The sequence below is a fragment of the Psychrobacter immobilis genome (genome assembly GCF_904846235.1).
GTDB classification, from domain to species: Bacteria; Pseudomonadota; Gammaproteobacteria; order Pseudomonadales; family Moraxellaceae; genus Psychrobacter; species Psychrobacter immobilis_C.
Genome location: NZ_CAJGZN010000002.1, coordinates 37945 through 50467 on the forward strand (window position 1 = coordinate 37945; position 12523 = coordinate 50467).

Genomic DNA, 12523 nt, shown 5'->3' on the forward strand with positions numbered 1-12523 from the left:
GTTAAATTGTTTCAGACGCTTTATCTGAGATATCATCTGATGTCACTGATTTACCAAGCATCACAACATCAGCGATAAACCCTTCCATATCGCAAACTTCTGGCATATAGCCCCATTGTTCAAAGCCAAGCTTACGAAATAATCCTAAGCTTGGATGGTTATGAGCAAAGACAAGGGCGATAATATTTCGAATACCTAGGCTTGGTGCTTGCGTCAACATCCAACGGGTCAGCAAACTGCCTAACCCTTTGCCTTGATAATCTTGATTTAGATAAATGCTAATCTCGGTACTGATATGATAGGCAGTACGTGCGTACAAATCACTAAAGCTGCCCCATGCGACTATCGGTGCCTTTGTTTGATCTATATTATTTGATGGTAAGGCCTTGACCACATATATCGGTCTGGTTGCACTATCTAAATGCTCTTCAAACCAAGCGGCACGCTCTTCTAGCGTAACCAATGCAAGATTGGCTGTTGCTTGTTTGCCCGGTATGCTTTGATTATAAATGGCTAAGACTTCTGCTAAATCTTCTTTATTTGCACGCTGCACAACGAACTGATCGGTGAGCTGATATGTCGATAGTTCGGTTGGTATAGTATTTAAGGCAGCAGCAGACATAAGATCTCCATCGTTGTCGGGATTGTTGTTAGGATTACTATTAGCATCATTGGCAATAAAGAATAGCTACCCTACGTGCCATACTTGCATTACAGGTAGACTATAGGATGTTAGTGTGGCTATTTTACTTTATAATGGCTGGTTTTAGACACATCAATTTTAAGCATAGATGTGTTTTTTCGTTTTTTATTTGGTCTCATCATAGCTGAAAACTTATGAAAACCTATTTTCTTGAGCAACTGATTTCGTCGCCACACACTTCATCTACGGACACTGTCCCAGTAGAGTTGGCATCTTGCGTGCTCACTATCGGCAATTTCGACGGTGTGCACCTTGGTCACCAAGCAATGCTAGCCCAAGTTCGTGAGATTGCACATACCCAAAATTTGAGTGCAGCGGTTATGATCTTTGAGCCGCAGCCACGCGAGTTTTTTGCACCTGCTAAAGCGCCTGCGCGTCTGACCAATCTGGCAGAAAAACAAGCACTGCTAGCAGAATATGGTGTTGAAACATTGATCGTAGCAGGTTTTGATACAGAATTTCGCTCGCTATCAGCACAAGCATTTGCCGATATATTAGCCAAGCGTTTGAACGTCAAAGCATTGGTGCTGGGTGACGACTTCCGCTTCGGCCATGATCGTACTGGTGACAGTCAGTTTTTGCGTGGTTACGGTTTGGATGTGACCAACCTGCATACGGTCACTGATAGTAATACTGATAGCGACAGTATTGATACTATCGATAACGACGCTGCCCGTATTAGCTCTACTCGGGTTCGTGACTTACTATTAGCAGGTGAACTTCAGGCGGCCAACAGGTTGCTTGGTCGTGACTATGCAATCACAGGAGGGGTTGTGCGCGGCGACCAGATAGGTCGTACGATAGACTTCCCTACCGCAAATATCGATTTGCAACGTATAAAGCCTGCCCTGCATGGTATTTTTGCAGTCGATGTGGTGAGCTTAGATGACAATGGTAATGTGATCGCTGATGGTTTGACCGCGCTTGCCACCGATGGTCATACAGGTGTTGCCGGCTTGCGTCCGCATAGTTTGTTCGGCACGGCTAATATTGGCAAAAGACCTTCTGTTGATAAAGGTGATGACTGGCGACTAGAAGTCCATTTTCCGCAGTTGCAAGCTGACTTATACGGATTGAACTTACACGTACGTTTCCTGCACTTTTTGCATGGTGAGCGTCGTTATGATGGATTAGAAGCATTAAAAGCGGGTATTTATCGAGACGTTGCTGACTTACTCGAATGGCGCGAAAAGCAAGTTTAAAATTTAGTGTTACTTCAGATATAAAAAAACCCGCGATATTGATACTATCGCGGGTTTTTTAAATATGTCTATAAATATTTATGCATCAGGATGCAAACGGACATTTAACTCGTCGATGGTTTCTACCCATGCTGCATCTTTTTGCCATTCTTCTTGTAAGAACATGCGCTGATTATCCGTCCAAATGCTAGCCTCTATCAGTTTTTCTTCGCTAGCTAGTTGGTTTGCTGCGATAAAATTATCAATTGCTTCATCAGAGCTGTCTAGACCTAACTGAGCAAATAACTCATTCATACTGTATTCTGGTTCACCCAACATAACTTTCTCCTTAAATGATACGAATAGGATCGTACTTATTGTTTAATGTACTTATTATTCAAATTGACACATTCATTGTAGCAAGCTTTATTTTAATAGCTGTTAATCAACGTTTATCTAACGTTATCAATTGTATTAACGGTAAATCGCTTTTACCAGTTTAAGACAGTAAGCTATATTGCTCTCATTTGCCTGTTTCTTATAGACATAAAAAAAGCCCTCACATTTAAGAGGGCTTTTTTGTACTACTTATCTTTACTACTTAAATCATAGCTTACTGGATAGCAGCTTAGATTTACGGTAGTAAATGTGCTACTGCATCACGCTCTTCACTAAGCTCTTGCTCAGTGGCAGCCATTTTCTCTTTAGAGAAATCTGATGATACATCAACGCCGTCTACGATAGACCAGTCGCCGTTAGTGCATGTGCATGGGAATGAGTAGATCAAACCTTCAGCAATACCGTATTCGCCGTTTGAGTAAACGCCCATAGATACCCAATCGTTCTCATCAGTACCTAGTGCCCACGTACGCATGTGTGCGATAGCAGCGTTGGCAGCAGAAGCGGCAGATGATGCACCGCGAGCTTTAATGATCGCAGCACCGCGCTGTTGTACTTCTGGGATATAAGTCGCTTCGTACCATTCGCGATCAACTAAATCTAGCGCAGGCTTGCCGTTTACCGTACAAGCAGTTAGATCTGGATACTGAGTTGACGAATGGTTGCCCCAGATGATCATTTTTTTCACGTCATTAACCGTGCTGTCAGTCTTGCCAGCCAACTGTGCCATAGCACGGTTATGGTCTAGACGAGTCATTGCAGTGAAGTTGCGTGGATCAAGATCTGGTGCATTGCGCTGAGCGATAAGTGCGTTCGTGTTGGCAGGGTTACCGACTACCAATACTTTTACATCACGGCTAGCGACTTCGTTCAATGCTTTACCTTGTGCTGAGAAGATCGCAGCATTGGCTTCTAGCAAATCTTTACGCTCCATACCTGGGCCACGAGGACGTGCACCAACCAGTAAAGCATAATCGATATCTTTGAATGCGACATTAGCATCGTCAGTTTGGACGATACCAGCCAACAATGGGAATGCACAGTCTTCTAGTTCCATGACCACACCCTTTAGGGCGTCAAGAGCTGGCGTAATTTCAAGTAATTGCAAAATAACTGGCTGATCTTTACCTAGCATCTCGCCAGATGCAATACGAAATAGCATCGCGTAGCTGATATTACCAGCGGCACCAGTGACGGCAACACGTAAAGGCTGTTTCATTGACATTGAATACTCCCTAATTAATTATTAGATAATTCTAATGAACGATTATCATTTTAGATATCGACTTGTTTGCCGCATAGCAGCATGTATAAACCGAGAGCTAGTGTAGCACTTCATCGCAGTGACCGTCTAGATACAGTCATAGACCCGTCAGGGATTATATTGTTACATTTTATACGAGAGGAGGTCTATAGATGCGAAGCACTTACAGATAAAGCGCTAGAGGGTTTTATCACATGATAATTAAAGCACAGCTTTACTGTGCTTTACGTAGATATAATGGTCAAAATAGGCACTTTGCACTATTAAATTCGATTAAGTGAAATGAAAAATGGTATCAAAAAAGAGGTTTAAGCAGATAACTAAGTAAAGGCTATCGCCCACCTGAAATGATAAATTTACTGCCACAGCTGTCTACAACGTCATGACAAGTCCCAAAATCACTACCTTCATAACACACATGTATATCAGTAAGTATCGATTGGCGACGGCTGCCTTCTTGACAGATAAGATCTACACTATTTGAAGACATACCACTATTGAGCCGCGTCATTTGGCTGATGAATCGAGATTTGGAAACGGTATAACTGTTGCCAGTATTTAGCTCATTCGGTAAGTTTAAACCACCTGCATAGTTAGTAATCTGGCGAAAGTAACTGCTGGCGCTAAGTGGGCTACAGACTCCGTAACGTTGCCACGTTTGGCTACGTACCGTTGTGTCAGGCATAATGCGGTTGACGACTTTTAGTTGTAACGGTGTAAGGCGTGGCTCACTACCACGACCGCAGCGTTCGCCATATCCCATATCCAGACCAGATACGGTCAATGAATACCCTTCTAGACATTGGCGCATACGTGCTCGCGTTGGCTGCATATCACATAATGCTGGCGTCATCTCAATCATTAATACGCGCTGACCAGTTTTCACCGTATTAGCGGCTTGGACTGGCAACATTACGATACCCTGTATAAGTAACAAAGCGCCGAAGCTCATCGTTGCTTTGATACTACCTACGCTATGTTTGCTAGCCAAATCTGCACGCAATTGCACCATAGAATTAGCGACCTTATTGCTCAGGTCTGTATCCGTCTTTGTATTTGCCTTCGATAAAGAGCATATCCGATTAGATAACGAATATTTGGTTTTTGGCGACGTAGACAGACTAAAATATTTTTTGATCATAGGACTGAAGGCAGTTAGTTAGCAATGATAAGACATAGGCTATAACTTAAATCATTAGACGCGATACATAAAACACGCATTGACCTAAGAACAAGACTGAAAAATAGGGTTTCCCATTAAGGCAATGGTAACAAAACGTTTTTTTTAATCTATAGCAAAAACGTAAACGTTGACGACATCGTCAGGAATCTCGATAAATGTTTATAAAGTACTGAAGGATAAAAAATATGAAATTTATTTTCGCTAGATGAGTGCTGCTTGAGCAAATCAGAGTTGATCAATTGACAAAGCAAATCAGTAGATAAAAATAAACCACTAACAATAAATCATTAGTGGTTTATCAAATGCAAGTTCAGTGATTAAAAGCCAGCTGGCACCGTACCCATACGCTGAGTAATCGGCTGACCACGACCCAATAGACTGCTGTAGATAGTGGCGTTTTCCATCACGTGTTTGACATAATTACGTGTCTCAGGAAATGCAATCGACTCTACATACTGATCTGCGGCGAGCGAACCATAAACTGGCTGCCAGCGTTTGGCGTTATTAGGACCAGCGTTATAGCCTGCGGTTGCCAATACTGGCTGATAATTGAGCTTGCCCAAGATATCACCCATGTACCATGTACCATAGCGAATATTGGTATCACCGCTGTTAGCACGGCTCGCACTATACGTCTCGCCTAGATTACGAGCGATATATTTTGCGGTATCAGGCATAACTTGCATCAGTCCACTCGCGCCTACGTTTGAGCGCGCAGAGGATACAAAACGGCTTTCTTGACGCATAATACCGTACGCCCACGCTGGATCAATACCTGCTGACTCACTATAACGTACGACTGCACTTTGATGCGGCATCGGATGCGAGAGTGCTAAGCTATCCACCCTATCAGTATTATCAACCGCATAAATCGCTCGATCGAGCCAGCCCATATCATAGGCTTGACGAGCAGCGGCAATAATTAAATTGTCATCACGATTATCACGAGCTTGCTTCACCGCCCAGTTCCACTCGCGATTGGCATAAGCACGACTAGCCTCAGAGTTATACAACGCAAACGCACGAGCAAAGTTAGCATCTTGCATGACGCGCGCGCGGTCAGCAGTACTGACATTAGGCAAATTACTACCGCCTAAACGGCTAGCATCAAAACGCTGCCCTATTTTGTCTTTTGCCATCAGGCCATAGTAGTCATTACTTTTTGCTAAGTTCTGATACATTTTTTTGGACGTATTACGCTTGCTACTATCGCTTGACTGCTCATACGCACGAGCTAGCCAATACTGCCACTGGGCTTCTTTTTGCGTTTCGCCGTCCATTTTTGAGATAGCTTCTACCACATCATCCCAACGACCGAAGCGAATCGCTGCCATAGCATAATCTTCAGCTTCTTCAAAATTAAAGTCATTATCTAAACTGTTGCGGAACCAATCCACTGCTTCAGCGTTAAACCCATCGTCAGTGTTGTGGTTCATACGCTGTACGCCAAGCGTACGATAAGCATAGCGTCGGGTTTCATCATTCAACAATCTGACCGCGCGCTGATTGTCTTGTTTGATATCAAAATCTAACTGTAACGCCGCCTCACGATAAGACTTGTCAGCCATACGGCCAATTGCGTACATATATAGGTATTGATTGGTTTGGCTTGCAGGCTCACGACCAAAACGGCTAAAGAAAGAAGATGGGTTTAGCTGAATTTCACTGAGCGCCGAATAAGCAATTGGCGTACCAAGGCGTGATGACAATGCCATAATATCGCCTGTCTTGCCTTTACGTAACATACGTTTCAGACGAGCTGCACGATCTTGATTACTAATTAGCGCGTTGTTGTTCATCTCCATCGCTAGCTGATCGCACAATGCTGGTTGCTTTTTGGTGGTTAGCCATACATCAGATTTGGCTGCCATGGCACGCATAGTATCACCGCCATTATTAAACCCAAGCGCAACGGCACAGCGCTCACTGGCATCGGCATTGGTAATTAAATTCGCGACTTGACGTACTGATGCATAATCATTTGACCCCGCTTTGGTCTCCGCAAAATCCGCAACCAATTTCTCAGCCATGACCGTATCTGGATACTGACGCACAAACTGCGAGACGGCCGCTGAACTCTGTGAATTGAGATCTAGATTCATACGCCAATAGGTCGGGTACATCGCAAACAAGCCGCCACTCATGACTTGCTCATAGTTATAGAGCGCACTTACATCACCGCGATCTGCGGCGATAGCGGCTGCCATAAATGAGTCAATACTACTGTCTTGCTGATAATCTTGTTGATAGTTACTTTCTTGTTGATAGCTTTCCTCATCGCCCCAGGTCAACTCGGCACAAGCGACTTGTGACACACCAAGTGCACTGACCGCTGTTGCCACGCTCAACGCGCTCAACCGTAGCGTACCTACTGTGATTCGCTTTGACGCGTGTTTTTGACTGATAGACTCTTCATCCTTGATGCTATGCGCAACACGCAACTTTGTCATACTGACTCTCTTTATGATATCTCTACAAATATGTGAATAACGGTTCGCTAAGTACCGCCAAGGGTATAGCAATCATCATACTATACTCATTGTGCTTTCAACTATCTCCTTTACCTTTTGTTAATAAATAGGACAGCACGGTGTAACATAGAAGTGATAATGAGCCGCAGTTTTTATGAATAGGAATATGAACGACAGTAAATAATTGATACTGCTATGAATTATTTATCATATTGATACCCCATCGCTCGTGCTAATTTTTCACATTGGCACAGGGTTGTGATAAAATACGCCACCTGTTAATCGGCTACTCCGCTATATTTTTGGTCAATCATGGACTTATCCTTATGAGTGTTACTGTATTCAATCCCCGCATCGATGACGATGCTGTTGCTGAGACGACTGTCACCGCACGTGCTGTCACTGCACTCAAAGAAGCAAGTTCAGCCCAAGCGCCCGTCGAAAAAGCAGCGACAAAAAAGGTCTTTGTCACGACTCAAGGCTGTCAGATGAATGTCTATGACTCTGGCAAAATGCTAGACGTGCTAGGCGACTCACATGGTATGGAAGTGACTCATGATATCGATGAGGCCGACGTACTACTGATGAACACCTGCTCTATCCGCGAAAAAGCGCAAGAAAAAGTCTTTTCAGAATTGGGCCGCTGGCGCAAACTAAAAGAAAAACGCCCTGACCTTGTCATTGGCGTTGGTGGTTGTGTGGCTTCACAAGAAGGCGATAACATTCAGAAGCGTGCGCCTTACGTCGATATGGTATTTGGCCCACAAACTTTGCATCGCCTGCCAGAACTGTATGATCAATCAAATGAGCAACGTGAAATCGTACCTAAAAACCGTATCGGTACGATTGATGTGTCATTCCCTAGCATCGAGAAGTTTGATTTCTTACCAGAGCCAAGAGTAGAAGGCTACAAAGCGTTTGTCTCTATAATGGAAGGCTGTTCAAAGTATTGCTCATTCTGCGTTGTTCCTTATACCCGCGGTGAAGAATTGTCACGTCCACTCGATGACGTATTGGCTGAGATTGATAGCTTAGCAGCGCAAGGCGTGCGTGAAATCAACCTCTTGGGTCAAAACGTCAACGGCTATCGCGGTGAAAAAGATGATGGCAGTATTTGCCGTTTTGCCGAGCTATTGCATTATGTCTCGCATGTCGATGGTGTCGAGCGTATTCGCTATACGACCAGCCATCCGCTTGAATTCACTGATGACATCATTGATGCGTATGCACAATTGCCAGAGCTGGTATCACACTTACATCTACCGGTTCAAAGTGGCTCAAACGCTATCTTGGCAGCGATGAAGCGCAATCACACCATTGATGTTTATATCAATCAGATTAATAAGCTTAAAGCCATTCGTCCTGATATTCACTTGTCGAGTGACTTTATCATTGGCTTCCCTGGTGAGACGGATCAAGATTTCCAAGATACGTTGAACTTGGCAAAAGAATTGAACTTCGATCACTCTTACAGCTTTATCTACTCTAAGCGCCCAGGCACGCCAGCGGCTGAGTTGCCAGATGATGTGAGTTTCAAAACTAAAAAAGAGCGCTTGGCAGAATTTCAAAAAGTCATCATTGATTCAACACTTGCCAAAACCCATGAGATGGTCGGTACCACGACACGTGTTTTGGTAGAACAAGTTGCCAATCGTCACCCTGACTGCCTAATCGGTACAGCGGATAATACGCGTACGGTCATGTTCCCTTATGACGAAGACAAAATGGCTGAGTTACTTGGTAAACTCGTGAGCGTACGTGTCAACGATTTTGTCAGTCCGCATATGGTGAAAGGCGAGCTAATCGAAGTATTGGCATAGTGGTTAAGGTAACAATGGTTAAGTTATAAGTTTGAGTAAAAATAAAAAAAGCCGTTCACTATAATAACGAACGGCTTTTTTATGCGTGAATATTAATCATCATTACTCTGATAACCAATCTGTCTTCCGTAGCTGCTGCTTAGTCTCACGGCGGCGTTTTTTGCGCACGATATCGATATCCTCCTTTTCATGAATACCACCTTTTCTTAACAGTGGATCCAGTGCCAAATAATTACGCGGCTTTACTGTACCTAGCGAGTGTTGACTTGAGTTATTATCAGCATCGTTTTGACTTTCTAACTGTCGTTCAATCTGTTTGGCCTTTTTTAAGGTTTGTTTTAAGCTCATATTTTTACCTATATTTTAATCTATAGTCGATTCAATTTAAAAGTAGTACAAGGCAACCGAGTGTAGATGTACATTTGATACTTCAAGCGAGGTTAACGCTGTAATACTTTTATAGTGGAATGACTATATCTAAATCTATTTTATATATTCGAGTGACCCCATAGTGAGACCACAATTAGGAAATCGAGCGCAAATAGTACACTTAGTACATTTAGCTCGATTGACACCGTCGTGACTCGCTATGGTTTTACTCATTAGCCTTTAATACACATGACCTGCTTCAGCGTATGCACCACTTCGACCAAATCTGTTTGATTGGCCATCACTTCATCGATGTTTTTATAAGCGCCTGGTATCTCATCGATGACGCCTTTGTCTTTGCGACATTCGACACCATCCGTCTGCGCTTTTAGCTCATCGATAGTGAACGCTCGCATGGCTTTGCCTCGGCTCATCTGTCGCCCTGCCCCATGCGAACACGAGCAAAACGATTCAGCTTCGCCCAGACCACGTACGATAAAGGACTTTGCGCCCATAGAGCCTGGGATAATCCCAAGCTCACCTGCATAAGCACTGATTGCACCTTTACGCGTCACATAGACTTGCTCACCAAAATGCACCTCTTCATTGACATAATTATGATGACAATTGATGGCTTCTTTGGTCAGCTGAAATCGTGGCAACCCCGCTTGTGGCGACTGCAAGGACTTAATCACCAAACGCATCATCTCACGGCGATTCTCTAGCGCGTAATCCTGCGCCCAGCCTACTGCTTCGACATAATTGGCAAAGCTATCAGACCCTTCGGCAAAGTAAGACAAATCTCGATCTGGCACATGACCAAAGCGCGATTGACGTTCTTTTTTGGCAAGGCTGATGAAATAGCGACCGATACAATTACCGATGCCGCGGCTGCCAGAATGCAGCATGACCCAGACATCTTTGTTTTCATCCAAGCACAACTCAATAAAGTGATTACCACCGCCCAATGTACCCAACTGCTTTGCCCAAGTACGCTCAAAACCTTTAAGCATTTTAAGTAAACCTGGATGCTTATCAGTAATCGGTTTTAGGCGTTTGCCTAGTGGATCAAGCGTTGAGTTTTTGGCTTGGATTTGTTTGTGCATGTTGAAGCCGACTGGCACTTGTTGTTCAACGATCGATCGTAACGACCGTAAGCTATCAGGCAGATCGCTCGCCGTTAGGGACAAACGTACTGCGTTCATACCGCAGCCAATGTCTACCCCAACTGCGGCAGGAATGATGGCTGACTTGGTCGGAATCACGCTACCGACTGTCGCGCCTTTGCCAACGTGCACATCGGGCATCACTGCAATGTGTGAATGCACAAACTCTAGCTGGGCTAAATTGCGTAACTGCTGCATCGCACCTTGCTCAACATCCGAGGTATAAATTTTGACTGGTACGCCGTGTTTTCGATTTTTGTTTAATACTAATTGAATGCTCATAATTTATTATTTCCATTTTATTATTTTATAACCATGCATTTTTTATAATTACCATTTTTTATAATTTTTAGACATTACTTATCTATCTCAATTAAACGAAACGTTTAATAAGAAATGAAATTATAAAATTTAGGCAATAAAAAACCGTATTCTTATTAATTAAAAAATCAATAAAAATTCATGGTTAATTTATTATGGACATTTTAAAGAAAGATAATATAGATCAGAACCGTCGGCCACAGCGTAAATATTATATGCATAGAAAAGCTTTAGCTGAATCATAGCCTGAGTCGCTTTATTAGCAATAGCGGTAAAGAAAAATGTTAGGTAAACAGATAACAGCAAGCGCAATATGGCTTAGCACAATCGCAGAGCAAATTTGGCACAGTAGACTTAGAAAAGAGATAGCGCAAGTAGATACAGAAAGCTATTCGTTGATATCGATAGATGGGATATCACTCAATAGCTTATATAAAAACTTAGCCAAACCTTTTCGAAGGTGTCATTGCTGTCATGTGGTTTACACATTCAATCTTTAAAAACGTCTTGGTAGTTATATAGGACACGATGATTCCTCCATAGGTTGTGGCTAACGTCAGAGCGACAATAACAGATTAATTGAAACGATTTATCGCTTATAAAAGATAAACGATATAAATCAATGAGCCAATAATAACGATTTAAAAATTAAAGTCAATAATTAATTTGGCCTGTATAGAAAATAATTTAATAAACGTGTGTTTAATTGATCACTTTAATTTTAAATCTTATCGGTAGTTTTTAAGCTATAGTCAATCCAAAATAAAAGAAGTATAGTCAATCCAAAATAAAAGAAGTACAACCCATATTATGAAATAGTTTAGGTAGATTATTCTCCATCCAACCTTGTCGTAGAAACTTAGCTTGTGCCCATTTCTTTTCAATAGGATTTAAGTCAGGACTATAGGATGGTAGAAATAAAAGCCTGTGACCATGCCTATTCAGAAGACTTTTCACTCGTTTATGAAAGCTGGCATTATCCATGACGATTACGCATTTAGTTTTAAGGCTTGGAATGAGCGTGTATTTGCACCAGTCATAGAATATATCGCCATTGATGTTTTTCTCAAAGTAATCAAGCGCAAAAAGCATCTTTTCATACAGAGCACCGATGACATTGGTACGTTTTTTAGCTTGCCAATTATAGCTATCAATACAAGGTTTACCTATCGGTGCATAGCCATAAGGACGAATAGTTTCAGCCTCAAAGCCACTCTCATCCATATAGACAACGGGATAGCCTTGCTGCTTAAAATGATCAAGCTTATTCTTATATACCGCTCTTTTTATTGGACACGCTTTTGGATGTGCTAAGGTCTTTTTTTTGGCTAATATTTAATCTTTTTAAGGCATAGCCAATACCTGATTTACTACAGTTTAAACGACGAGCTCGCTCATACAGGTAGTCATCTGGGTATTGATTAACGTCTTGTAGAAGGGCTTCATTGGGTATACTGCTTGGCGTTTTGACTCTGGTCGTTTGGATGCTTGGGTCTATAAGCCAGCGCTGTAGTGTACTCTTGCTGATATTATAAAAAATACAGGCCTGACGGATGCTCATGTCTTTTTGCTCAATGTTTTTGATAACTTGTGCTCGAAAATCTGCTGAGTAGGTCATCTTTTATATTTCTCTTTGCTTGGTTTAA

At 42.5% G+C, this 12523-nt stretch carries 11 protein-coding genes; 2 read left to right on the plus strand and 9 right to left on the minus strand.

Going from position 1 to position 12523, the window contains the following annotated elements:
- Nucleotide 1: 1 nt before the first annotated feature.
- Nucleotides 2-622, minus strand: coding sequence for a GNAT family N-acetyltransferase (locus tag JMX07_RS01425; RefSeq protein WP_201605736.1), 621 nt, complete (start codon nt 620-622; stop codon nt 2-4).
- A 215-nt stretch (nt 623-837) separates the two neighbouring features.
- On the opposite strand from JMX07_RS01425, the gene ribF reads away from it, so the two are divergent.
- On the plus strand, nt 838-1905 hold the full coding sequence (ribF, locus tag JMX07_RS01430; protein WP_201605738.1) for a riboflavin biosynthesis protein RibF: 1068 nt from the start codon (nt 838-840) through the stop codon (nt 1903-1905).
- Between the two features lie 78 nt (nt 1906-1983).
- Here the strand turns inward: ribF and JMX07_RS01435 are convergent, their stop codons facing one another.
- The 4 genes from JMX07_RS01435 to JMX07_RS01450 all read right to left on the minus strand — a co-directional run bounded on the left by JMX07_RS01435 (nt 1984) and on the right by JMX07_RS01450 (nt 7180).
- Nucleotides 1984-2223, minus strand: coding sequence for a DUF2789 domain-containing protein (locus JMX07_RS01435; protein ID WP_114700617.1), 240 nt, complete (start codon nt 2221-2223; stop codon nt 1984-1986).
- A gap of 295 nt (nt 2224-2518) precedes the next feature.
- Nucleotides 2519-3502, minus strand: a complete 984-nt coding sequence (locus tag JMX07_RS01440; protein ID WP_101205831.1) for a malate dehydrogenase — start codon at nt 3500-3502, stop codon at nt 2519-2521.
- A gap of 376 nt (nt 3503-3878) precedes the next feature.
- Nucleotides 3879-4559 carry a hypothetical protein gene (locus tag JMX07_RS01445; RefSeq protein ID WP_227684581.1) on the minus strand — a complete coding sequence of 227 codons (681 nt, stop codon included), beginning with the start codon at nt 4557-4559 and terminating at the stop codon, nt 3879-3881.
- A gap of 488 nt (nt 4560-5047) precedes the next feature.
- The gene (locus JMX07_RS01450) at nt 5048-7180 is read right to left on the minus strand and encodes a lytic transglycosylase domain-containing protein (protein WP_057761464.1); all 2133 of its coding nucleotides are present in this window, start codon (nt 7178-7180) and stop codon (nt 5048-5050) included.
- Between the two features lie 347 nt (nt 7181-7527).
- On the opposite strand from JMX07_RS01450, the gene miaB reads away from it, so the two are divergent.
- The gene (gene miaB / locus JMX07_RS01455; protein ID WP_201605740.1) at nt 7528-9021 is read left to right on the plus strand and encodes a tRNA (N6-isopentenyl adenosine(37)-C2)-methylthiotransferase MiaB; all 1494 of its coding nucleotides are present in this window, start codon (nt 7528-7530) and stop codon (nt 9019-9021) included.
- Nucleotides 9022-9123: 102 nt separating this feature from the next.
- Here miaB and JMX07_RS01460 read toward each other — a convergent pair whose 3' ends face one another.
- The 4 genes from JMX07_RS01460 to JMX07_RS01475 all read right to left on the minus strand — a co-directional run bounded on the left by JMX07_RS01460 (nt 9124) and on the right by JMX07_RS01475 (nt 12495).
- On the minus strand, nt 9124-9369 hold the full coding sequence (locus JMX07_RS01460; RefSeq protein WP_201606138.1) for a hypothetical protein: 246 nt from the start codon (nt 9367-9369) through the stop codon (nt 9124-9126).
- 254 nt (nt 9370-9623) lie between these two features.
- On the minus strand, nt 9624-10838 hold the full coding sequence (locus JMX07_RS01465; protein WP_201605742.1) for an RtcB family protein: 1215 nt from the start codon (nt 10836-10838) through the stop codon (nt 9624-9626).
- Between the two features lie 816 nt (nt 10839-11654).
- Complete coding sequence (locus JMX07_RS01470) at nt 11655-12212, minus strand: IS630 family transposase (RefSeq protein WP_165597457.1); 558 nt, start codon at nt 12210-12212, stop codon at nt 11655-11657.
- On the minus strand, nt 12148-12495 hold the full coding sequence (locus JMX07_RS01475) for an IS630 transposase-related protein (protein ID WP_165597456.1): 348 nt from the start codon (nt 12493-12495) through the stop codon (nt 12148-12150). Before JMX07_RS01475 ends, JMX07_RS01470 begins: the two co-directional genes overlap by 65 nt.
- Nucleotides 12496-12523: the final 28 nt, after the last annotated feature.